At 56.0% G+C, this 21,878-nt stretch carries 20 protein-coding genes; 8 read left to right on the top strand and 12 right to left on the bottom strand.

Annotated elements, in window-relative coordinates:
- Positions 1-24: 24 nt before the first annotated feature.
- A complete protein-coding gene (locus ACYVHX_RS07445; protein ID WP_460671004.1) occupies positions 25-1,266 on the bottom strand; it encodes an MFS transporter in 1,242 nt (413 codons plus the stop codon).
- Positions 1,267-1,387: 121 nt separating this feature from the next.
- A complete protein-coding gene (locus ACYVHX_RS07440; RefSeq protein WP_460671003.1) occupies positions 1,388-1,726 on the bottom strand; it encodes a cupin domain-containing protein in 339 nt (112 codons plus the stop codon).
- A 180-nt stretch (positions 1,727-1,906) separates the two neighbouring features.
- Here ACYVHX_RS07440 and ACYVHX_RS07435 point away from each other — a divergent pair, with 180 nt between their 5' ends.
- A complete protein-coding gene (locus tag ACYVHX_RS07435) occupies positions 1,907-3,085 on the top strand; it encodes a sensor histidine kinase (protein ID WP_460671002.1) in 1,179 nt (392 codons plus the stop codon).
- Here ACYVHX_RS07435 and ACYVHX_RS07430 read toward each other — a convergent pair.
- The 4 genes from ACYVHX_RS07430 to ACYVHX_RS07415 form a co-directional block, all read right to left on the bottom strand.
- Complete coding sequence (locus ACYVHX_RS07430) at positions 3,082-3,669, bottom strand: biliverdin-producing heme oxygenase (protein WP_460671001.1); 588 nt, start codon at positions 3,667-3,669, stop codon at positions 3,082-3,084. The genes ACYVHX_RS07435 and ACYVHX_RS07430 overlap by 4 nt on opposite strands.
- Positions 3,666-4,097 carry a response regulator gene (locus ACYVHX_RS07425; RefSeq protein WP_460671000.1) on the bottom strand — a complete coding sequence of 144 codons (432 nt, stop codon included), beginning with the start codon at positions 4,095-4,097 and terminating at the stop codon, positions 3,666-3,668. The genes ACYVHX_RS07430 and ACYVHX_RS07425 overlap by 4 nt, the downstream gene beginning before the upstream one ends.
- Before the next feature lie 12 nt (positions 4,098-4,109).
- Positions 4,110-6,380, bottom strand: coding sequence for an ATP-binding protein (locus ACYVHX_RS07420; protein WP_460670999.1), 2,271 nt, complete (start codon positions 6,378-6,380; stop codon positions 4,110-4,112).
- 219 nt (positions 6,381-6,599) lie between these two features.
- A complete protein-coding gene (locus ACYVHX_RS07415; RefSeq protein WP_460670998.1) occupies positions 6,600-7,121 on the bottom strand; it encodes a class I SAM-dependent methyltransferase in 522 nt (173 codons plus the stop codon).
- A 59-nt stretch (positions 7,122-7,180) separates the two neighbouring features.
- On the opposite strand from ACYVHX_RS07415, the gene ACYVHX_RS07410 reads away from it, so the two are divergent.
- The 3 genes from ACYVHX_RS07410 (at position 7,181) to ACYVHX_RS07400 (ending at position 10,198) form a co-directional block, all read left to right on the top strand.
- Positions 7,181-7,999 (top strand): glycoside hydrolase family 16 protein, encoded by an 819-nt coding sequence (locus tag ACYVHX_RS07410; RefSeq protein ID WP_460670997.1) that lies wholly within the window; start codon positions 7,181-7,183, stop codon positions 7,997-7,999.
- 168 nt (positions 8,000-8,167) lie between these two features.
- Positions 8,168-9,427: a ComEC/Rec2 family competence protein gene (locus ACYVHX_RS07405; RefSeq protein WP_460670996.1), complete on the top strand. Its 1,260-nt coding sequence runs from the start codon at positions 8,168-8,170 to the stop codon at positions 9,425-9,427.
- A gap of 42 nt (positions 9,428-9,469) precedes the next feature.
- Entirely contained in the window at positions 9,470-10,198 is a 729-nt protein-coding gene (locus ACYVHX_RS07400; RefSeq protein WP_460670995.1) for a DUF72 domain-containing protein, read from the top strand.
- Here the strand turns inward: ACYVHX_RS07400 and ACYVHX_RS07395 are convergent.
- The 6 genes from ACYVHX_RS07395 to ACYVHX_RS07370 all read right to left on the bottom strand — a co-directional run bounded on the left by ACYVHX_RS07395 (position 10,195) and on the right by ACYVHX_RS07370 (position 16,675).
- Positions 10,195-10,629, bottom strand: a complete 435-nt coding sequence (locus ACYVHX_RS07395; RefSeq protein ID WP_460670994.1) for an ester cyclase — start codon at positions 10,627-10,629, stop codon at positions 10,195-10,197. The two genes, ACYVHX_RS07400 and ACYVHX_RS07395, sit on opposite strands and share 4 nt — an antisense overlap.
- 80 nt (positions 10,630-10,709) lie before the next feature.
- Complete coding sequence (locus tag ACYVHX_RS07390) at positions 10,710-11,279, bottom strand: Crp/Fnr family transcriptional regulator (protein WP_460670993.1); 570 nt, start codon at positions 11,277-11,279, stop codon at positions 10,710-10,712.
- Positions 11,280-11,300: 21 nt separating this feature from the next.
- Positions 11,301-12,773: a sulfatase family protein gene (locus tag ACYVHX_RS07385; RefSeq protein WP_460670992.1), complete on the bottom strand. Its 1,473-nt coding sequence runs from the start codon at positions 12,771-12,773 to the stop codon at positions 11,301-11,303.
- A gap of 111 nt (positions 12,774-12,884) precedes the next feature.
- Positions 12,885-13,391, bottom strand: coding sequence for a GNAT family N-acetyltransferase (locus ACYVHX_RS07380; protein ID WP_460670991.1), 507 nt, complete (start codon positions 13,389-13,391; stop codon positions 12,885-12,887).
- A 67-nt stretch (positions 13,392-13,458) separates the two neighbouring features.
- Positions 13,459-14,754: an O-antigen ligase family protein gene (locus ACYVHX_RS07375; protein WP_460670990.1), complete on the bottom strand. Its 1,296-nt coding sequence runs from the start codon at positions 14,752-14,754 to the stop codon at positions 13,459-13,461.
- A 382-nt stretch (positions 14,755-15,136) separates the two neighbouring features.
- Positions 15,137-16,675: a PKD domain-containing protein gene (locus ACYVHX_RS07370; protein ID WP_460670989.1), complete on the bottom strand. Its 1,539-nt coding sequence runs from the start codon at positions 16,673-16,675 to the stop codon at positions 15,137-15,139.
- A 320-nt stretch (positions 16,676-16,995) separates the two neighbouring features.
- On the opposite strand from ACYVHX_RS07370, the gene ACYVHX_RS07365 reads away from it, so the two are divergent.
- The 4 genes from ACYVHX_RS07365 to ACYVHX_RS07350 all read left to right on the top strand — a co-directional run bounded on the left by ACYVHX_RS07365 (position 16,996) and on the right by ACYVHX_RS07350 (position 21,864).
- Positions 16,996-18,000 (top strand): NAD(P)/FAD-dependent oxidoreductase, encoded by a 1,005-nt coding sequence (locus ACYVHX_RS07365; RefSeq protein ID WP_460670988.1) that lies wholly within the window; start codon positions 16,996-16,998, stop codon positions 17,998-18,000.
- 77 nt (positions 18,001-18,077) lie between these two features.
- Complete coding sequence (locus ACYVHX_RS07360) at positions 18,078-18,392, top strand: 2Fe-2S iron-sulfur cluster-binding protein (protein ID WP_460670987.1); 315 nt, start codon at positions 18,078-18,080, stop codon at positions 18,390-18,392.
- Positions 18,385-18,558, top strand: coding sequence for a hypothetical protein (locus ACYVHX_RS07355; protein ID WP_460670986.1), 174 nt, complete (start codon positions 18,385-18,387; stop codon positions 18,556-18,558). Before ACYVHX_RS07360 ends, ACYVHX_RS07355 begins: the two co-directional genes overlap by 8 nt.
- 135 nt (positions 18,559-18,693) lie before the next feature.
- Positions 18,694-21,864, top strand: coding sequence for a two-component regulator propeller domain-containing protein (locus ACYVHX_RS07350; RefSeq protein ID WP_460670985.1), 3,171 nt, complete (start codon positions 18,694-18,696; stop codon positions 21,862-21,864).
- Positions 21,865-21,878: the final 14 nt, after the last annotated feature.

The following is a 21,878-nucleotide window of genomic DNA, read 5'->3' as shown; positions in this document are numbered from 1 at the left end:
TTCATCATCCATCGTTCATCCTTTTCAAACCAGCACCACCTCTTCGGTCGGGTCGATGCGGAGCCAGAGCAGGCAACTGCACAGCAGCAAAAACGAGATCAGAAACAGCGGCAGGTTGAAATCGCCGGTCACCTCAACGATATACCCGAACAGGACGCCCAGAAAAACCGCCCCCAGTTGCCCGACGGTGTTCATCGCGCCCGACACCATGCCCGATTTGCTCCGCCCCACGTCGTTGCAAACCGCAAACGAAACCGGCAGCGTCAGGTCTTTGAACCCCATGCCCATCGACAGAAAAATAGCCGCCGTCTGATTTTCCTGGGTCAGGGCCGACAGCAGAATCATCGCTGACGAAAGCCCCAGGCCCACGATGCCCACCGCCCGCCGACCGGTTTTCAGTCCGTAGCGTTTGGCCAGCCAGTCGCTGAGGTAGCCGCCGGTGAAGCAGCCAATCGCGCCCAGAAAGAACGGTAGCGTAGCAAACAACTGCATTTGTTCTTTGTCGAAATGCCGGCCTTCGCGCAGGTACGTGGGCAGCCAGCCCGTGAAGAAATAGGCGCCGTACATGTAGAAGTGGAACATCAGCATGATGGCCCACATGTTGGGGCTACGCAAAACCGCCCCCCAGGGAATGTGGTGACTGGCAACCCGAAACCGCCGGTTTTCTTCGATATACGCCTGTTCGTCGGCGGTGATGTTTGGTTTTTCGCGGGGAAAATCACGGAACCAGACGTACCAGCAAACCGCCCAGATGACGCCCAGGAAGCCCATCACGTAGAACGACATCCGCCAGCCGAACTGGGCCGCCACCGGAATCACCATCCAGGGGGCCAGCATGCCGCCCACCCGTCCGGCGGCCCAGATGTAGGCCTGGGCGCGCCCGGTTTCCTGCCGGGGAAACCAGCGGGAAACCACAATGGACGCGTTGGGGTACGCCCCGGCTTCGCCCACGCCGAACAAAAACCGCACCACGACCAGGTACAGCCAGCTCGTGGCCGTGCCGGTCAGGGCCGTAAACGCCGACCACCAGCCGACCACCCGCGTCAGCACCCGCCGGGGACCCAGCCGGTCGCCCAGCGCACCCGTCGGCAGTTCGAAAAGCGCGTAGGAAAGGGCAAAGGCACTCAGGACCCAGCCCCACTGGTCATTGCCAATCTGCAGGTCGGTTTTGATGTCCGACGCCACCAGCGAGATGCAGGTGCGGTCGATGTAGGTGATGGCCGAAAGCGCAAATAAAAACGAGAGTACCCGGGAGCGGTAATTCATGGAAAGGGCCGGTGGTGAAATGATGCCGTAAAATAGCGAAGGATCGGACAATTTTGGTTTGCGGTTTTCGGTTTACAGCGGCACGACTCGCGTCAGCTACCGAAAACCGTGAACCGAAAACCTACAAAAAGTCCTCCCGCAGGGGCGTAAACACATCCACCAGCACCCCGGCTTCGAGCGCCAGCGCGCCGTGCGGAACATCCGGGGGCAGGTGATATACGTCGCCGGCTTTCAGTTCGCGGGTTTCGTCGGCAATGGTGATGGCAAACCGCCCGCTTTCGACGTAGCTCATCTGCGTGTGGTAGTGGTGGTGCATGGCACCGACTCCGCCCGCTTCAAACGCCACTTTCACCAGCATCAGGTTGGCGTCGTAGGCCATGATTTTCCGCCGGACGCCCGGGCCAACGTCTTCCCAGGGAAGATCGGTATCGTTCACAAAAAGTTGATTATTAGCAGACATCCGGAAAGCGTTAGGTGCTGAAGTTTCAGGGCAAAAATACCAGAATACACCGGACGGCAAATGCTTCCGGGCCGAAACCGGGCGATAGTTTTTGGTCCGTTGAACAAAAAATCAACAATTAAGCGGCTATCTTAGTTGATTAAAACAGCGCCCTGTCCGCCTAATCGAGAATTATTGCAAATGGCTAATCCTCCTTCGGATTCTTATAACGAATCATTACTGGCTGAAATCGCCCGGCTGCGGGCGTTGATGGACAGTTCGCAGACGGCTCTGTACCTGCTGCGGCCGGTTCGGGAGCCGCAGGGGGAAATCGTGGACTTTAGTTTCGTGATTGCCAACAAAACCCTGGCGACGATGGTTGGGGAGGAGCCGGAAAACCTGGTTGGTGAGCTTCACAGCCGGTGGTTTCCGAGGTACAAAACAAACGGTATTTTTGAGCATTACTGCCGCGCTTTTACGCAGAACGAATCGCTCGAGCTGGAGCATCACTACCAGAACAACGACACCGACCGCTGGCTGACGCTGGTGGCCGACCGGTTTGGCGACGAACTGCGCGTCACGTTTCTGGACATTACCGAAAACAAACGAACGCAGCACCAGCTCGAAGCGACCATTCACCAGATCAAAAATTCCAACGAAAACCTGGAGCAGTTTGCCTACATCGCGTCCCACGATTTGCAGGAACCGCTGCGGAAACTGCAGGCTTTTGGGGATGTGTTGCAGAGCCAGTTTGCGGATAGCCTGGTCGATGGCGAAATTGATCTGGTCCGGCGGATTCAGAATTCGGCCAAACGGATGCAGGTGCTGGTGCGCGATCTGCTGACGTATTCGCGGCTGTCGACCCAGACGGAAGCCTTTGAGACGGTTTCGCTTTCGCGGCTGATTAAAGAAGTGCTCAGCGATCTGGAAGTGTCTATTTCGGAGAAACAGGCCACGATTCGGGTGGCCGCCCTGCCCAATCTGCTGGGAAATGCGCTCCGCCTGCGGCAACTCTTCCAAAACCTGATCATCAACTCGATTAAATTTCAGAAACCGGATCAAAAACCGCTCATTCAGATCAGTGCGCGGCACGCGGAGCCGGAAGAATTACCCGACGAACTCCGGAACCAGGCCCAGCGCCTGTTTTTGCTGATCGAAGTGGCCGACAACGGGATCGGGTTCGACGAAAAATACAAGGGGCGGATTTTTCAGCCTTTTCAGCGCCTGGAAAGCCGGACCGCTTACAGCGGCACAGGCATCGGGCTGGCCATCTGCAAGAAAGTCGCCGAGATTCACGGTGGCGCCATTGATGTCGCAAGCCAGGTCGGCCAGGGGTCAACCTTCAAAGTCTTTCTGCCCGTCTACGGACGGGCCGGTTAAACCAGCGCCTGATTGGCGGCCTGCGTCTGTCTGAAAAGGTCGTGATAAGTTCGGAAGGTGCGCCCAGCCGCTTCCACAATCGCATCGTGATCCGACTCCGGCTGTTCGGCCAGAATGGCCCCGAACGCTTTCCACTTTTCCATCGCTTCGGCGCCGTATCCCCGGTAGAACCGGGCGTTTTGCAACAACGGCTGTACGTCCGGACTTTTCTGCAAATAGTGAAAAACCGTCTTTCCACCCAGCATCGATCCTTCACCAACGTAGGCTGCGCCCAGCAGTTCGATGGGCGACCAATCGCTGAACAGCTCCGGTTCAGTGTCCGGCAAAGCGCCGTTTACGGCGGCCAGATCGGCGGCCAGCCAGGGCGTTTTTCGGCGGTTGTCGGGCTGATAAGCCTGAAAAAAAACCGGGTTTCGGTCAATGGCCGCTTCCAGCGACCGGTGAAACAGCCCGTGAACCTGCAACAGATGCCGGTATTGTTCCGCCGTCAGCGTACCGTTTCGCAACGCTTCCGAATACAGCAATTCTTCGGTTTGTTCGTGAACCGGGCGCGTTTCGGCCCGCAGGCGCTCGGCTAACGTCATGCTTTCAAGACCACATTGTTATCAATCAGCCAGAAGTCACAGAGCCGGCGCAGCAACTGATTGATCGATTGGTAACTACCCGGTTTTACAACGTAGGCGTTGGCACCCAGAAAGAGCGACTGGCTGATGTCCTGCGGGTTGTCGGAGGTGCTGAAAACCACAATGGGCAGCAGCCGTGTCCGGGCCACCGAACGGGCTTTCTGGATAATTTCAAAACCGCTGTATTCCGACAGATCCAGGTCGAGCAGGAGCAGCTTCGGCAGCGGGGCCGTCTCCGACTGGTATTGACCTTCGGCGGTCAGGTATTCGATGGCTTCGGAGCCGACATTGATCACTTTGTAGGAAATGCCCTTTTCCATTTTCCGGATCACCCGACTGAACACGTCGGCATCGTCCGGATTATCTTCAACATACAATACATCTAACATGGTCGTACCCGTTTACAGTGGTTGTTGGTCTTCCTTCGGAAAGGAAACCGAAAAAATCGTTTCCCGGTTGGGCTGGCTGTGAAACCAGATTTTGCCCCCGTGCCGGTTCACAATGCGCTTTACGATGGCCAGGCCGACCCCCGTTCCTTCAAACGTGGCGGCATTATCGAGTCGTTTAAAAAGATCAAACATTTTTCCGGCGTGTTTCATGTCGAAACCAATGCCGTTGTCTTTCACCGTATAAATGATTTCTTCCCCGGTGTCGCGGCCTTCGACCTGAACCAGCGCTTCTTTGACCCGCTGGGTGTATTTAACCGCGTTCGAAACCAGATTCGTAAATACCTGATTGACCATCGTCGGATCACCGTAAATAGACGGCATGGTGCCAAATTCGATCCGCAGAACCCGGTTTTTCTTTTTTTCCGTAATCAGGATTTCGTCGCGGATCACGTCCAGCATTTTGGTCATATCCAGGTTCTTGAAGTTCAATTCCGTCCGGCCCATGCGGGAATAGTACAGAATGTGTCGGATCAGCGACCGCATCCGCTCCGTCGAATCCAGAATTTTCTGGAACATCAGCCGCGTGTCTTCTTCCATCGTACCGCCCTGCTCCTCCATGATGATTTCGGCGTAACACCGAATGGACGACAAGGGCGTGCGCAGATCGTGCGAAACCGTATAGCTGAACGCATCCAGCTCTTCGTAGGCAACCCGCAACCGCTCGTTCAGTTGCCGGACTTCATTGGCTTTGCGGGCCACCACCTGCAGCACATCTTCCCGCAACTTAACCGCCACCGAAATTTCGGCTTCTTTCCAGGGTTCGGAGGTGTTGCGAACGGTTTGCGACCAGGCTTCAAAACTCTTGCGGGGGTGCAGAAAAGCCTGGCCGTTTTCGGAAACCGTCATGGGTTTATCCGGGTTGCCGGCCCAGGTCACCTGCCGGATCTGTTCCGGTTTGAACCAGAGGATGTATTCGTTTAATTCTTTCGACAGCGCAATCGCCAGCAGGCCGGAACCAACGTCCCGGAAACCCTCGGCCAGCGGGTACAACTCGGGCAGTCGGTTGGTTTCGAAAAATGTATCGAACGACTCCGTTCCCAGCCAGTTGGTGATGCCGGCCACCGCCGATTCGCCCGGTACGGCACCGATGGAATAAAATTTGTTGTCGAACGCCAAAACCGCCCCCGTTGCCTTGGTAACGTCCAGAATCGTAACCGGATGCTGGGTTAAACCGGCCACCACGTCCCAGTCTTTCAGGACCTGGCTGTTCAGTTTTTGCTCGTTCTGCTGAATCTGAAACAGAAACGACTGGTCTTCTTCATCCTTCCGGAATTCGAGCGCCGATGACAGCAGCTGACTGACGAATTTGGCCGCCTGCCGGGCCGGAAAATCAACAAAGCGGGGTGACGAATGGTGGCAGGAAATCAGTCCCCAAAGCTCCCCGCGGTACAGCAGCGAAATGCTCATGGATGCCTGAACGCCCATGTTTTTCAGGTACTCGATGTGAATGGGCGAAACCGCCCGCAGCACCGCGTGCGTCAGATCCAGCGGTTTTTCGTCTTCTTTCTCGCCCAGCGAAAACAGGGGCGAAGACACGCTGTTTACATCGGCAATCAACCGGACCAGGTTGGCTTTGTACAACTCCCGGGCCTGCCGCGGAATGTCCGAAGCCGGGTAGTGCAGCCCCAGGTAGGGTTCCAGGTGCGGCTCTTTTTCTTCCGCAATGACTTCCCCGTGCCAGTCGGCGCTAAACCGGTAGACCATCACGCGGTCGTAGCCAATGATCTGCTTGACGCGCCGGGCGGTGTTCTGGATGAGTTCGGTCAGCGTCCGGTTCGACTGCACTTCGGTCAGCGCTTCCGCAATCAGCTGCTGATCCAGGTTGTTGTGGTTGGCAACGGCCGTTTCCCACTCCAGAATAAGCAGGTCATCGTTCTGGTGCACAATCAGATACCAGTCGTTTTCATTCACCCGAAACCGGTGCGGATTCATTCGTGACCAGGTATTGTCGCGCTTTCCAACGTTCAGAATGGCCACCAGATCGGCAACGGGCAGGTCGGTTTGGGTCAGCAAGTCGTCCAGCGGTTTTCCCAACAGCTCGGTGGCCGGGCGTTTGGTGAACCGTTCGCTGTTCTCACTGGCGTACCGGATGGTGAACGTATCCGCAGTAATGGCCACTAAAAAACCGTGGGACTGAATGTAACCGGGAATGTGAATCGGCTCCGATTCGCAATTGGTCAGATTAATTCCGGATGGTGTTATGTTGGCTGTTGGCACAGTCATTCTCAAAGGGTTGTCAGACCGGTGTGGCCCGGATGGTTAAGTGCAAAAGTCGTCGAATAACAAACTTGGGTACTGGGGAAACAAACTTTAAAAGGTAAGAATGCGTGCGGCCCCATACAAATAAAACGATAAAAACTTATCGGCGGTTTGGCAGACGGGCCATCTTGTCGAAAAAATCGGCTCCTAACGCCAGGGCATCCCGCAAAAAGCCCGGTTGCGTCAGGTGGTCAGGTAGGCGGCATAGAGCTTCGAATGGCCGTAGGCGGACGGGCGTTCGTTAATCCGGTTTACCGACAAAAAACCGGTTTCCTGCGCCAGTTTGGTCAGGGACTGAAAACTAACCGGATGGGGTACCCAGGGATTCGGCGTGTCGGTATCGTATTCGACCAGCAAAAAACCGCCATTGGGCTTTAAATGCGCCTTCAACTGCTGAATCAACGCTTTTTTGTCAGCCACAAAATGCAGCGAATTTGCCATCAGAATGCCGTCCAGAACCGGCAGATCGAGTTCGTCCTTCACAAAATCCAATTGTCGTTCCCGAATGGTGGTGTGGGCCGGAACCGGTCGTTTTGGCAGGAAAACCGGGTTTTTGTCCACGGCGTACAGGGTCGCCGGGTGAATTAAGAGGGCCGCCAGCGCGTGCGTAAACAACCCGGAACCGCAGCCCAGATCGGCCCAGACCGCCGGATTGGGTTGCGGTAAGGGGGGGTGAATCAGATCAATGGCCTGATGAAGCTCCATGCGTTTAAACTTTTGCAAATCTCGTACCTTCGCTCTCCTATTCCAAACCGTATTTTGCGATGAACCCACTTCTTGGCCTGCTCCTCTGGCTGTTTGTCCCCAAAACCGTCCCGCCAGCCGCCAACTGGAAACTGGTCTGGGCCGATGAATTCAACACGCCCGGTGCGCCCGATCCCAAAAACTGGGTGTTTGAAACCGGCTTTATGCGCAACAACGAGCTTCAGTGGTACCAGGCCGACAATGCCCGCTGTCAGAACGGGTTTCTGATCATCGAAGGACGGCGGGAGAGTCGCCCCAACCCGACCTACCAGCCCGGCAGCACCCACTGGAAAACGGGCCGCGATTCGATCCGCTACACGGCTTCGAGCCTGACGACGCAGGGCCTACGCCAGTGGCAGTTTGGGCGGTTTGAAATGCGCGGACGGATCGACACCCGGGCGGGTATCTGGCCTGCTTTCTGGACGCTGGGCGTATCGGGTTCCTGGCCCTCGAACGGCGAAATTGACATCATGGAATATTACCGGGATATGCTGCTGGCCAATGCCGCCTGGGGAACCGGCAAACCGTACGTGGCCGCCTGGAGCACGACCAAAAAGCCCATGCGCGAGTTCAACGATCCGACCTGGTCGGAGCGGTTTCACGTCTGGCGGATGGACTGGGATGCGAAGTATATCAAACTCTACGTTGACGATCAGTTGCTCAACTCGGTTGATCTGTCAAAAACCGTCAATGGCGACGGCAGCGGCAAAAATCCGTTTCACCAGCCGCATTACATCCTGCTGAACCTCGCCGTCGGCGGGCAGAACGGCGGTGATCCGTCGGCCACCAGGTTTCCGGCCCGGTTTGAGGTGGATTACGTGCGGATTTATCAGCAATGAGTTTAAAGAAGTTATTTCACAGGGCAGAGTTAACCAGCGTTTTTCTCAGCTACCTTCTGGTCACCTCCGCGAAATAACCTTTCGGCGGTAAACTTAACAGTAATTTCATCCCGGAACCGGCTTCTTAGTCCAGCGGATTGGCTAAGTTTACCCACTGACGTTTGTATCATGAAGCGCATCTTTCTGCTTGTTGGTCTGCTCGTTACCCGGTTTTTTGCCGCAAGTCACGCCCAGCAGGCCGGTCAGCCGCTGCCCGTCTGGCAGGAAGGCTACCTCGACATTCACCAGATCAATACCGGTCGCGGCAATGCCGCCTTGCTGATTCTGCCCGATGGCACCACCGCCCTGATCGACGCCGGACAACTGGACCCCAACGACCCGCGGACCCAAAGTCCCCGCAACACGCCCGCCAAACCGAACGGCAACCGCCAGGCTGGCGAGTGGATTGCCCGGTACGCCCGCAAGGTGCTCAGTTTCCGCCCCGATCCGGCCATCGATTACGCCATCATGACGCACTTTCACGACGACCACATGGGCGCGCCGACGGCCACCTCCAAAAAGGCGTCGGCGGGTCCGTATGTTCTGACCGGCATCACGGAAGTGGCCGAACACATTCCGGTTCGCAAAATCATCGACCGGGGCTGGCCGGATTACCAGTATCCGCGTTCGTTTGAGCAGGACCCGCTGGTGAAAAATTACCGGCAATTTCTGGACTGGCAAACGCAGCAAAAGGGCTTGAAAGTGGAACGGCTGCAAGCCGGTCGCACCGATCAGATTCAGTTGCTGAAACAACCCGCCAAATACAAAGAGCGATTCGAAATTCGGAATCTGGCCGTGAACGGCGAAATCTGGACGGGCGTGGGCACGGTTACGCGGCAGCATTTCCCCGAGCTGAAATCCCTGCCGCCCAACCAGTACCCGAGCGAGAACATGTGCAGCATGGCCCTGCGGCTGAGCTACGGCAAGTTTGATTATTTTTCGGGCGGTGACATCCCGGGCGTGCTGCAATTCGGCCAGCCGCTCTGGCACGATGTTGAAACACCGGTGGCGCAGGTGGCGGGTCCGGTGGAGGTGCAACTGCTCGATCACCACGGCAACCGCGATTCGCAGAACGGTTTTCTGCTGGGCAGCCTGCGCCCCCGTGTGCTGGTGATTCCGGTCTGGTCGTCCGACCACCCGGGACACGATGTGCTGGCCCGGATTTATTCGCAGCAGGTGTACGCCGGCGAACGCGACGTTTTTGCCACCCACATGCTGGAAGCCAACAAACTGGTGATTGGCGAGCTCCTGAACCGGCTGAAAAGCGATGCCGGCCACGTACTGGTGCGCGTCGATCCGGGCGGAGATTCGTACCGGGTCATCATTCTGGACGACAACGACGAGTCGCTGCGGGTAAAAGCCGTGCACGGCCCCTATCAGGCGCGGTGAACAAAACGGAGGCCAGCCGGTTTTTCAGGTGTCATCAAGCATATGAACATCCACATCGGTACATCAGGCTGGAGTTACGATCATTGGCAGGGCGTTTTGTATCCGCACAACACGGCCGTTCCGGACCGGCTGGCCTATTACGTCGAACAGTTTCAGACGGTTGAACTCAACAGCAGTTTTTACCGCTGGCCCCAGCTCAGCACCTTTGCGGGTTGGCGCAGTCGCCTGCCCGACGGTTTTCGGCTCACCGTCAAAGCACCCCGCGGACTCACCCACGCCAAAAAACTTTACGCGCCAGAGACCTGGCTCGAACGCATCAAAACCTGCTGGCACGCCCTGCGCGAAAAACGGGCGGTTTTGCTCGTGCAACTCTCTCCGCACCTGGCCTACGACCACGAGCGGCTGGCGTATTTTCTGGAGCAGGTGCCCGACTGGCTGCAAATTTCCGTCGAGTTCCGGCACCACACCTGGCACAACGAAGAGACGTTCCGGTTGCTGGAAAAACACCAGGCGGCTTACTGCATCATGAGCGGAGCCAACCTGCCGTGCGTGCTGCGGGCCACGGCCCCGTTTGTGTACGTCCGGATGCACGGCCCCGACACCCAGCATTTGTACGGCGGTTCGTATTCCGACAACGACCTCCACTGGTGGGCCGACCGCATCCGGGAGTGGACGGCGATGGGCAAGGACGTTTACGTCTATTTCAACAACGACGGCGACGGAAACGCCGTTCGGAATGCCCTGACGCTGAAGGCAATAGTTGGGGCCTAATCCTGGATCTTACACCCGTGAGCGCTGTTTTTCAGTTGGTTTTCCAGCGAATTGCCGTCGAGCAGTGCCCAGTGCTGGCTGATTTTTCCGTCGGTTACTTTAAAACAGCGATAGCCAACAACCGTCGCTTCGGCTCCGGCGGGTTCGATCCCGCGCCAGACGCCAATCTGCCGAACGACCATTTTGAACTTCAACAGGCAGGTGTCGCCCTCGGCGACCAATTCTTCGATGATGGTTTGGTGTTCGAACGACTCACTCGTGGCCGTGACCCATTGCCGTAACCCCACGCCGGTTGCGGGGAAAGCGGGCGGTAGCGAATGGTCGATGAAATCGGGATGAAGGTAGTCGTCCAGCGAATCGAAGCGGTTTTTGTTCCAGATGTTTTCGATAAAACCGGCGACAAGGTGGCGGTTTTTGGTTTCCGTTTTCATGGTTTAAACATTGATTTCGGTCGCAAAAGTCGCCGGTTTTAAGCCGGATAACCTGTGACAAAAATCACAAAAGGAAGCAGTTACGGATTTTTTCGAATCCGGCTGAGCGTTTCCCGCGCAATGCCCAGGTAGGAGGAGAGCTGAGAAAGCGAAATCCGTTGCAGCAGTTGCGGAAAATGCTGAGCCACATACTGGTACCGCTCGGTTGGCGAGAAGATTTTAAACAGGTTGGCGTGTTCTTCCTGATCGAGCAGCATTTGTTCCAGCAGGTTCCGGCCAAACGATTCGATCTCGGGTGATTGCCGGTATAAATTCAGCAGGGTTTCTTTACCGAATTCCCAGAAAACGGTTTCCTCACTGGCCTGAATGGAGTAGTCGGCGGGTGTCGCCATGCGCAGGCTTTTCAGATCCGTCACAAAGCTGTTTTCAAACGAAAACCGGGTGTTGATTTCTTTGCCGTCTTTGTTGTAAAAGGTTCGTACAGAACCGCTTTCCAAAAAATAGATGGCTTTACAAACCTGGCCTTCTTTCACCAGATACCCGCCTTTTAGAAGTGATTTTTGCGGGGCGGCATCCAGCAGCAAAGCCAGCGCAGCGGGCGAAAGATCCGCCATTAATTTAATTTTATTCGCAGAAAAGGGTGTCGCCATCGGGTAGGCTCTGGGCGTTGGTTATTCAAATTCCCACTTGCTGATCCAGGGGTCCCTGGTCCGTTCCTGAAACCGTTTCAATTTCGCCTGCATTCGTTTTAGCTCCGTCTGATAATGTGGATCGCTGGCCCGGTTTTTCACTTCATTGGGGTCCGTTTGCAGATCATACAGTTCGAAGCGCGGACGGTGTAGGTAGGCTTCGACGGTTCGCTTGCCGTATACCTTACGACCGGTTTTGCGAACGTCCTGCCAGGTGAACGACTGGTAGAGGTCCAGCGCCATCGGAAACGGCAGCGAGTGCGCCAGGTTGAAAATCAGCTTGTAACGCCGTTCGCGCAGTACCCGCATCGGGTAATACATCGTCACTTCGTGCAGGGAGTGCGACCCGTACACCTCATCCCAGCCCGCAGCTTTTTCCTGTTCAACAAGGGCTTTGAAACTCCGGCCCTGCCGGTAAACCGTGTCGGACAAGGCACCGGCAAAGTCCAGCAGGGTCGGCATAATATCGACCCACGACACCATCGCGTCCTGCACAAAACCCGGTTTTTGCGGTTTCGGTACTTTCACAAGGAGCGGCAGACGCATTCCTGGTTCATACAGGGTCGTTTTTGAGCCCGGAAACGGCGCGCCATTGTCCGATAAATAGACGATCACGGTATTGTCGTACTGGCCGGTTTCTTTGAGCAATGCCACCAGCCGCTCGACGCCCTGATCCAGCCGACTCACCGACTCGTAATACTGCGCCAGTTCCTGGCGGGTTGCCCGCGTGTCCGGCAAATAGGGTGGCACCGTAACCTGAAAAGGCTGGTAGAAAACGTCGTGAACCTGCGGATAGCCCCCCGGGCGGTTGCCGAACCAGTTGGCCCGATCGCTCGCAAAAACCGGCGAACCATTTGCCGAAACCGTATTGCTCCGGTGCGGATCGTCGGTGGCAAAATAAAGGAAAAACGGTTTTTCGGACGCTTCGGCAAACAGCGGATAACACAAATCCGCCATTTCGACGGGGCTGCGCCCGATGGAAGCCGGACTGTTGGTGGCTCCGGCCTGCAGCACTTTCTGAAAATGATACGCCGGTTCGGGGGCGACATGAAATTTACCGATTCGGGCGGTTTGGTAACCGGCTTTTTCAAGCAAAACCGGCAATGAACGGACGGTATCGAAAGACGCAAAATGGTGTTCGCGGTGTTCCAGCCCATACATGCCGTTGGCGTGGTTGTGCAGGCCCGTCAGCAACACCGACCGGCTGGGGCTGCAACTGGCCGTGGTGCAGAAAGCGTGCGAAAACCGGGTTCCTTCGGCGGCCAGCCGATCGAGGTGGGGCGTTTTTACGACCGGATTGCCGTAACAGCCCAGCGCTTCGCGGCCGTGGTCGTCGGCAACAATCAAAACGATGTTAGGCCGGGAATCTTTCCGGTTTTTTGCGGACGAAACCGGAAGAAAAGCCGTTGCCGCCAGCCCAAAAAGCAATAAACCTGCGAACACGATGCGAGTCATCCTTTCCTTTTTGGTAAAAATAAAACTTGGCCGCAAAACCCGCAGCGATCCCGCGTTTATTTCGCACTAGTTTGAAGAACAGGCTGAAAAACCGGTAACGGATTCGCTTGGTCAGGGTGTCAGCCGTTTTTCGTAGCAGTAGAACCGCAAACCGGGTCGGAAGCCCAGTCCGATCTCGCCCGCAAAAACGTAGCCCAGTTTGGGGAAAAGCCGTTGCGTGGCTTCGTTTTGGGTATTCGTATCGATGCGGAGAACGGCAATGCCGCGTTGCCGGGCCACTGCTTCGGCCTGCGCCAGCAGCCGGGCAGCGATGCCTTTTCCGCGCACGTCCGGATCGACCGCAAGCCGGTGGACCACCACGGCGGTTTCGTTCAGATCCCAGCCCACCTGCGCGTATTCCGGTTCCTGACCGGTCGTGATGGCGGCAACGCCCACCAGTTGGCCGTCCAGCTCGGCCACCCAAAGCTGGTCGCGTTCGATATCCTGCCCAAAAACAGCCGCGTTTGGATACTGATCATCCCATTGCAAATTACCGGCCGCGCGCATCAGCGGCACCACGCGCCGAATCAACGAGAGTAAAACCGGAATGTCGTCGGCCGTAGCGAAGCGAAGAAGCATCTTAAGCGTGGTGACTGATGAGAGTAAACGTTCAATGCGTCAGTTAACCGCACAGGCGGCTCCGTCATCATTCATAATTCAATTGCACCACTTTTTCTTCCCGGTTTGTATTTTTCTGCAAAACCGGCTCAACGTCCACTGGATTCCGGTGCCGTTTCATGCCGGCCAGAAAGAACAGGGAAGTGAAAAAGGCGTAAAAAATAACCCCTTTCTGTTGCGACCAGACGTTTTCGGTGAAGAAGGTAACCATAAACACCATCAGCAGCAGGGCGTACAGGTGATCGCGCCGTCGGATGGCCTTGGTAAGCTGAAGGGTCAGAACGAGCAGCAGCAGGCCAATGCCGATCAGGCCAAACGAAAGCCACTGGTTGATGTATTCGTTGTGGGTATCAAAGGTTTCCAGGGGTACGTTGAGTTTCCGGGCGTAATGGTCGTAGCGCGCATTCAGGGCCGGATCAACCCCGCCGGGGCCAAGGCCGGCTACCCAGTTTTCCTTCAGCACGTCCAGATCGACGGAGAAAATCACCTGGCGCATCTGCACCGAATTCGCCATCGGATTGTCGTTCGGCTCGGCGTTCAGCACGGCCGAAAATTCGCCGATCCGCTGGCTGCTGAACGGAATGGAAATGCAGGCCACCGACACCGACAACAGCAGCACGGCCGCAATGGGAATAAACCGGTGTTTGTAGGCCCGGTTGATCCAGCCGTAGTAGCCCAGAATGACAAAAAGCGCAACAACCGGCGCTTTGGGCATCAGCGCCATCAGAAACATGAACAGGGGAAACAAAACCGCCCCCAGCTTCCAGCCCCGCAGGTTCTGGCGCTGGCGGGGTGCGATAAGCAAAATGGCGGTGGCAAAGCACAGGTAGATGCCCATGTAGGTGGGATGCATACCCGTAACTTTCTCGAAATAAAGGCGATAGGTGATGTGCGCTTCCGGGCCGTTGATGTTCCAGCCGTATTCGTTCAGGTAAAACAGATTGCCCAGCAGGCAGGAAATGAAACAGGCGTAGACAAAATAAATGAGTTGGCCCGACAGGGTTTTGCGCGTCTGCGGATGCATGAAAAGAAGGACAAACGGCACGACCAGCAGGCTGGCTTTCTGCTCCAGATCGAACAGGACACCGGACCGGCCGGCCGGGTCGGTAAACGGCAGGTAAATCGCGTATAGCAGGTACGTACTGCCCAGCAGCAAAATTCCGCCGTAAGGCCGGAAGGCTTTTTCCCGCCGGATGAAGGCATCTCTGACAATCCAGTACAGAAAAATCCCCATCAGAACGAAAATCTGCATCCGGTTGGGCAGAAAAAACGAAAACATGACAAGCCGGGCTAAATGCTTATCGTACGCAATCAGGCTATCCATTGGTGTTCCTTTTAGCGGGGAAAACGTCATGCAGACGGGATAAACCGACATTTTGTCGCGCAACCAAGCTCATTTTCATACCGTTGAGAACGAAATGTGGTATTCAGAAAACCGGTCACCTATCCCTCCATGCGATCCCACAGTTTTATACTAAGACCCTGGATACCGCATTGTAGTTGCAATTGTTTTACGAATCTTATCCTGTAGCCCTTGTCCGGCCCCACAAAAAACCGGGTAAGGACTTGTCCATCAGGGGTTCGCGCACGCTGATTTGTCAGACTTTCCGCGCCGAAATTAAAAAGCCGGCTGGCAACAAAACAGCCCGGCACAAGCTGTACCGGGCTGTAAACTATCCCTAAACCCTTAATCTCAAAACGTTATTTTATTTTTCAACCTGAATATTATCCTGCGCGTTGGCCATAAAGGTGTTCACCGTGGAGGCATCGGCGTTCAGCTTGCCGGTATAGCTCACAAAGATGCCGTAGCCGCCACTTTTGGTGATCGTCGTGTTTTTGATCGACAGGTTGCCACCGTACAGGACCAGATTCGCTTTTTTGCCCGAAACAATGACCATGCTTCCGCCATTGCTGATTTCGGCGTTCTCGATCGCGTTCCGGGAATTGGTCGAATAAATTATCAGCCCTTTCCAGTAAGCGCCCGTGCGGTCAGCACCCGCAAACGTCACTTTGTCGGTGGCGGTTCCTTTGGCGATCAGGTAGCCTTTGCTGTTGATCATGATCATGATGTCGCGGGCCGCTTCAATCGTCACACCGGGGCTCAGCGTCAGGCCAACTTCAACCGCAAAATCACCCATCAGCCGGTACGGCGTTTTGTCTTTGAAACCGGCCCAGGTGATGTCGTCGCCTTCCCGCAGATAATAGCCCTTGATCTCAACCACGTTCCGGCCGTTTTCACCCGTGAATACCGAAGCCGCATCCAGCCTGACGACGTTGGTCGGATCGACCTGAATACCCGCTTCGCTGTTTTTGGTGAAACTATTGCTGGCAAATTCGCGCAGAATACCGCCATCCTGTACCAGCAGACCGTAACCGTCGTTCTGGGAGAAGAGGCTGTTCTTGAGGGCGATCTGCGCTTTGCCGCCACCGAACAAGGCCATTGCGGCTTTGGTCGAACTGATCAGGGCGCGGCTTCCGGCGTGCATAACTTCGATGTGTTCCAGAACGTTGGCGTTGCTGCCCGAGTAAATCATGATCCCCGCCCAGTAGCCTTTGGTTTTTTCGACCCCGACAAAGCGGATTTTTTTCTCGGCGGTTCCTTTGGCGATGATCAGACCACCGCCGTCGTTGATGTCCAGGCGCGCATCCCGTTCAAACGCAATGACTACGCCGGGGTTGATGGTCAGCTCGTGCGTGGCGGCAATGCTTTTCGTCACGATATAATCCGGGTAGTCCGGGTTGGCGATGCGGTCGGTCAGGACGGTTTTGACGGTAATGTTTTTATCAATGGCAACGGGTTGCGCCACCGAAGCGGCCAGTTTCACTTTATCCTTGCTGGTTCCGTTGGCGTTCGAAACCGTCAGTTCCAGTTCATATTCACCTACTTCATCGGCAACGAAGGTGGGCTTGGCCGTGGTAGCCGACGTAATGGCGGCCGTACTCTTCGCCGGTTTGCTGGCCACCGTCCACTGGTAGGTCAGCGGAGCGCCTTTGCTGTCGGCGGACGCACTGCCGTCGAGTTTTACGGTTTCGCCGACCTGCACTTCCTGGTCGGCTCCGGCGTTGGCCGTCAGGGTGTTGGTGGCCGGTGGGGGCGTGGTCGGATCGACTTCATCTTTTTTACAGCCGGTTACCAGAAACGTGGCGGAAAGCAGAATGGCAACGGCGCGCTTGGCAAAGGCAGGATTGACCCACGTAGGGTGGTTCGCGAACGAAGCCGCGGAAGGATTGGCTACTTTTTTCATGATGTGATGTTGTTTACTGGTAGTGTTTGGTAGCGTTCAACTACGGTTACAAAGTTGGGCGTTTCTGCGGAGCTGGGCTGTCGCATTTCGCGACGAAAAACGGGCTTAATGCGCCAACACATGACCATTCAGTCAATCTGCCAAACCGGGTTTCTAAAATCAATCTAATTATTATCTGTAGTTATGGACTATTCTAATTCATCATACCATTTGTTATGGATGGGGCCGGTTTTGCGTCTACTTTTGCAGCATCCTGCTGGTCAGAACTAAAAAATCTGTATCCACACCAGCATCACACAAAACAGGAACAAACAAAGAACATGATCACAACAGATCTTTGCATCATTGGGGCGGGTCCCGTCGGTTTATTTGCGGTTTTTGAAGCCGGTTTGCTGAAAATGCGCTGCCACCTGATCGATGCGCTGCCGCAGGTGGGCGGGCAGTTGTCCGAAATTTATCCCCAAAAACCGATCTACGACATTCCCGGTTTTCCGGACGTCAAAGCGCAGGAACTGGTGGATAACCTGATGGAACAGATTAATCCGTTTCACCCCACGTTCACGCTGGGCGAGCGCGTGGAAAGCCTGGAACGCCAGCCCGACGGCTCGTTTCACATCACCACCAACGAGCAAACCGTGGTGCATTGCCAGGTGGTTGTCATCGCGGGCGGGCTGGGTTGTTTCGAACCCCGAAAACCGGAGATTGCGGGCCTGGAAGAATTTGAAGGCAAAGGCGTTGCCTACATGGTGAAAAATCCGGAACTGCTGCGCGACCGGCGGGTGGTGCTGGCGGGCGGGGGCGATTCGGCCCTCGACTGGACGGTTTTTCTGGCCAACATCGCCCAGGAAGTGACGCTCATTCACCGCAGCGACAGTTTTCGGGGTGCACCCGACTCGGCCGAAAAAGTGTTTGATCTCGCGAAGGAGGGGCGGGTCAACCTGATTCTGCAATCGAACATCACCCGCATTTCCGGGAACGGCCACCTGCAGGAAGTCACCATTACGGCCAAAGACAAAACCGTCACGCAACTGGCGGCCGACCACCTGATTCCGCTTTTCGGCCTGACGCCCAGGCTCGGCCCGATTGCCGACTGGGGTCTTCAGATCGACAAATCGGCCATTCAGGTCGATACGACGGACTATTCGACGGGCGTAGAACGGATTTACGCCATCGGCGACATCAACACCTACCCGGGCAAGCTGAAACTGATTTTGTGCGGTTTTCACGAAGCCGCCCTGATGTGCCAGAGCGCGTTTAAGTACGTCTATCCCGATCAGAAACTGAGCTTTAAATACACCACCGTCAACGGAATTCCGACATTTTAAACTAGCCAGGAGAGACAAGACGTAAACCGTGTGAAACCGAAGGTTGTATTCTCTTGTCTACCTTCTCTTTCAAAACCATGATCCACATCACGATTGAAGACCGCGCCGGCGACCGGCAGGAACTGGACATTCCGGAGGGCATTAGCCTGAGCCTGATGGAAGTACTGAAAGGCTCGGATTACCCCATTCTGGCGACCTGCGGAGGCATGGCCCTGTGTGCCACCTGCCACGTGCACGTGCTGGAAGGCGCCGACAATCTGCTCCCGATCAACGACGCCGAAGGAACGATGCTCGACACGCTGCCCGATGCCGAGTCCGACAGCCGGCTGGCCTGCCAGTTGCGCATCGACGAAACCCTGCATCAGGCGGTTTTCCGGCTCTCCGATGGATAAACTTCCGGGAATTCCGAAAAAACCGGGTTATTATTTTTTGGTAATCCTGACCGTCCGGATGGACGCGCTAGTAAAATGCGCCGTCAGCGACCGGCTCCTTTCGCACAACCCGCGCTTTGGCCGGTTTTCGTCGTTTTGGGGGCTAATTCACCAAAACCGCCCTTAAAAATTTGAAAACGACGCACTTCATTGTATATCCGGTAGCTTCTGAATGTTATTTTACCCTTATTTTTGCCTGATTTAAAAAATCGGTTACTTGATACGGTTTTTTCGGTAGCCTAATTCTCTCCGTTCTGCCTCGATGATTACCAAACGACGCCCGGCGTTGCTGCTATTCATAGGATTGTGGGTGACGCAGGCACTGGCGCAGGCGCCGACGCTGTCGTTTCAGCGGCTGACCCTGCGGCAGGGACTGGCGACCAATTACACCTCGGCCATCACGCAGGATAATCTGGGGTTCATCTGGATTGGTACAGTTAATGGCCTGACGCGCTTCGACGGCCTGCGCTGCGTCAATTACACCCCCCAGACCGGCAATCCACGGTCGCTTTCGCACCGCACCGTTCGGGGTGTTTTCAAAGCCAGGGACGGTATTCTCTGGGTGGGCACCCAAAAAGGACTCAACCGGGTTGATCCGGAAACGCAGTCGTTCAGGCGATTTTCATTCACGGCGCTGGGTGATGGCTGCAACTTTGTGCGGACCACCGTTCAATCCCCCGACGGTCTGCTCTGGTTTGGGACCAACGGCGGGGTGGTCATTTTCGATCCGAAAACCGAGAAAAGCCGTTTGCTGACCATTCCGGCCGATTCGGCCGACCGCCAGCCCGCCAATGCGGTTCGGTGTTTACTGCTCGACGGCTCAACGCTCTGGATTGGTACCCAGTTCGGATTATACGCCTATAACCGGCAAACGCGGCAGTTTCGGACGTTTCGGCACGATGAAACGCAGGCCGGTTCAATCCCCAGCGACTACGTCATGACGATGATCCGGCATCCGGTTTCCGGGCTGCTCTACGTCGGAACCCGGAAAGGGCAGGTGGCGATTCTGGACCCGGCAACGGGCCAGTTTGAGCGAATGCCGTTTCAGGCCAGCCAGGGCGTGGCTTCGCTGCTGCTAACGCGGGAAGGCGTGTTGTGGGTGGCCGTTGCCGGAGAAGGTTTGTTCCGGTACGATGCCGTGAAAAACCGGTTTTTAGGGTATAAAAACGATGAAAACAACGCCCGTAGCCTGGTTTCCAATTCGCTGCGGGCCTTGTTTGAAGACCGGTCCGGCATCATCTGGATTGGTTCCGACGATGCGGGGGTGAGCTGGTTCAATCCGAAAGTCGATAAGTTTCGCTCCCTCTACGACGACATCGGGTACCGACCGGCTTCGACGCTGGGTTTGGACGCGGCTTCGCTTTCCTTCGACCGGCTGGACCGGCTTTGGGTGGCCTCGCGGGATGGGCTGGTGATGATCGATCCGGAGAAGCAGTCGTACCAAGTTTACCGCCATGATCCGGCCAACCCGAACAGCGTTGGAAACAACCTGACTTACAACGTATTGGCGGATCGGAGCGGGAAAATATGGGTAGGACACTTCACGGGCCTGAGCCGGCTGGATACGCTGACTCGCCGGTTTGAGCAGATTTCCTGCCTGCCTACTTCTGATGATCCGACTAGTTACCCGCCTTTCAACCCCAGACGGCGCGATTTTGTGGCGGGTAGCCAGGTTTTTTACTGTACGCAGGCCCGCGATGGCCGGATTTTTATCGGTTCCAACGAAAAACTGACGATCTATAACCCCCGAACCGGCGAATTTCTGAACCAGTTCAACGATGAACGCATTCGGAAACTGCCCGGCAAAAACTACAATACGCTCTTTATCGACCACCAGCAGAACCTCTGGGTGGGGGGGCTCGGCCCGGTTTACAAAATCAGTCCGGACCTGAAGCTGCTGAACGAATACGTTCATAACGAGGACGATCCGCACAGCCTGCCCGACGACGGCGTCACCGACTTTTCGCAGGATAGCAGCGGCCGGATGTGGTTTAGCACCGACAACGGCCTGGCCCGGCTCGACGAGCGGACGAAGCGGTTTGACGTGTACACCACCAAACACGGTTTGCCCAACAACGATATTTCGGCCCTGCGCCATACCGGCGATACGCTCTGGATCAGCACCAGCAACGGAGCCGCCGTGACCAATGTCCGCAAAATCCGGTTTATTGCGTTCGACGAAGCCGACGGCCTGCCCACGACGGAATTTGAGTCCGGATCGAGTGAGCGGGATCACCGAGGGCGGCTGTATTTCGGGGCCATGCGGGGGCTGGTGTATATTCAGCCCGGCCGGGTTCGGATCAACCAGTTTGCGCCCCCGGTTTACCTGACGTCGTTCCGGGTCAACGGGCGGGAATTGCTGGACGGCCCCACGGAAACACCGCCGGATGTGGTGCTCGATCACGACCAGAACCAGTTCAGTTTTGAGATGGCTGCGCTCAATTTCGACAACCCCGGCGCCAACCGCTACGCGTACCGGCTCGAAGGGCTCGAAGAACGCTGGAATCAGGCCGGAAACCGCCCGTTTGCCAGCTACACCAACGTGCCGTCCGGCACCTATAGTTTGCACATTATTGCGGCCAATAACGACGGGGTCTGGAACCGGAAAGGCCACCGGCTGCGGGTGACCATCCGAACGCCGTTCTGGGAAACCTGGTGGTTCCGGCTGGCGGTGGGGGCGGCTTTAGTGGCGCTGGGCGTATTCATTGCCCAATGGCGGGCCCGGAAAGTGGCCCAAGAGCAAAAGGAAAAAAGTGATTTACGCGAACGGATCGCCATGTCGGAAATGAAGGCGCTGCGTTCGCAGATGAATCCGCACTTTTTGTATAACTCCCTGAACGCCGTGCGCCTGTTCGTGTTGCAGAACGACAGCGACAATGCCGATAAATACCTCGTTAAATTTGCCCGTCTGATGCGGCTCATTCTCGGCAATTCACGGCAGGAATGGGTCACGCTCGCCAGCGAAACCGAGCAGCTTCAGTTGTATCTGGAACTGGAGCAACTGCGGTTTGGCAACCAGTTCGATTTTTTGATTGAAACCGATCCGGCGCTCGATCAGGAGCGGGTTTCGATTCCGCCCATGCTTATTCAGCCGTACATCGAAAACGCCATTCTGCACGGGATGGCGCACAAAAAAAGCCGGGGCCGGATTCAGGTTCGCATTAAACCGGTTGACGAACACCTGGAATGCCTGGTCGATGACGACGGCGTGGGCCGGGAAAAAGCCGCAGCCCTCAAAAAGAACTCCGCCACTTCGCACCAGAGCGTTGGGCTGAAAGTAACGGAGGAACGGCTGCAACTGATCCGGCAGCGAAGCGGCAAAGAAGCGGGCGTCACCATCATCGACAAACGCAACGACGCCGGCGAGCCCACCGGAACCCGGGTGGTCATTCGGGTGCCGCTGACGTTTCAGGCCGCTTCCGAAACCGTTTGATAGCAATACCGGGA

The organism is Larkinella ripae (assembly GCF_054780775.1).
The sequence above is the reverse complement of the archived record's forward strand: the minus strand, read 5'-3'. Positions and strand labels throughout refer to the sequence as shown.

What these genes read in the sequence shown, in the direction of transcription:
- ACYVHX_RS07445 (WP_460671004.1), bottom strand. Translation starts at nt 1,266, where the DNA reads ATGAATTACCGCTCCCGGGTACTCTCGTTTTTATTTGCGCTTTCGGCC.
- ACYVHX_RS07440 (WP_460671003.1), bottom strand. Translation starts at nt 1,726, where the DNA reads ATGTCTGCTAATAATCAACTTTTTGTGAACGATACCGATCTTCCCTGG.
- ACYVHX_RS07435 (WP_460671002.1), top strand. Translation starts at nt 1,907, where the DNA reads ATGGCTAATCCTCCTTCGGATTCTTATAACGAATCATTACTGGCTGAA.
- ACYVHX_RS07430 (WP_460671001.1), bottom strand. Translation starts at nt 3,669, where the DNA reads ATGACGTTAGCCGAGCGCCTGCGGGCCGAAACGCGCCCGGTTCACGAA.
- ACYVHX_RS07425 (WP_460671000.1), bottom strand. Translation starts at nt 4,097, where the DNA reads ATGTTAGATGTATTGTATGTTGAAGATAATCCGGACGATGCCGACGTG.
- ACYVHX_RS07420 (WP_460670999.1), bottom strand. Translation starts at nt 6,380, where the DNA reads ATGACTGTGCCAACAGCCAACATAACACCATCCGGAATTAATCTGACC.
- ACYVHX_RS07415 (WP_460670998.1), bottom strand. Translation starts at nt 7,121, where the DNA reads ATGGAGCTTCATCAGGCCATTGATCTGATTCACCCCCCCTTACCGCAA.
- ACYVHX_RS07410 (WP_460670997.1), top strand. Translation starts at nt 7,181, where the DNA reads ATGAACCCACTTCTTGGCCTGCTCCTCTGGCTGTTTGTCCCCAAAACC.
- ACYVHX_RS07405 (WP_460670996.1), top strand. Translation starts at nt 8,168, where the DNA reads ATGAAGCGCATCTTTCTGCTTGTTGGTCTGCTCGTTACCCGGTTTTTT.
- ACYVHX_RS07400 (WP_460670995.1), top strand. Translation starts at nt 9,470, where the DNA reads ATGAACATCCACATCGGTACATCAGGCTGGAGTTACGATCATTGGCAG.
- ACYVHX_RS07395 (WP_460670994.1), bottom strand. Translation starts at nt 10,629, where the DNA reads ATGAAAACGGAAACCAAAAACCGCCACCTTGTCGCCGGTTTTATCGAA.
- ACYVHX_RS07390 (WP_460670993.1), bottom strand. Translation starts at nt 11,279, where the DNA reads ATGGCGACACCCTTTTCTGCGAATAAAATTAAATTAATGGCGGATCTT.
- ACYVHX_RS07385 (WP_460670992.1), bottom strand. Translation starts at nt 12,773, where the DNA reads ATGACTCGCATCGTGTTCGCAGGTTTATTGCTTTTTGGGCTGGCGGCA.
- ACYVHX_RS07380 (WP_460670991.1), bottom strand. Translation starts at nt 13,391, where the DNA reads ATGCTTCTTCGCTTCGCTACGGCCGACGACATTCCGGTTTTACTCTCG.
- ACYVHX_RS07375 (WP_460670990.1), bottom strand. Translation starts at nt 14,754, where the DNA reads ATGGATAGCCTGATTGCGTACGATAAGCATTTAGCCCGGCTTGTCATG.
- ACYVHX_RS07370 (WP_460670989.1), bottom strand. Translation starts at nt 16,675, where the DNA reads ATGAAAAAAGTAGCCAATCCTTCCGCGGCTTCGTTCGCGAACCACCCT.
- ACYVHX_RS07365 (WP_460670988.1), top strand. Translation starts at nt 16,996, where the DNA reads ATGATCACAACAGATCTTTGCATCATTGGGGCGGGTCCCGTCGGTTTA.
- ACYVHX_RS07360 (WP_460670987.1), top strand. Translation starts at nt 18,078, where the DNA reads ATGATCCACATCACGATTGAAGACCGCGCCGGCGACCGGCAGGAACTG.
- ACYVHX_RS07355 (WP_460670986.1), top strand. Translation starts at nt 18,385, where the DNA reads ATGGATAAACTTCCGGGAATTCCGAAAAAACCGGGTTATTATTTTTTG.
- ACYVHX_RS07350 (WP_460670985.1), top strand. Translation starts at nt 18,694, where the DNA reads ATGATTACCAAACGACGCCCGGCGTTGCTGCTATTCATAGGATTGTGG.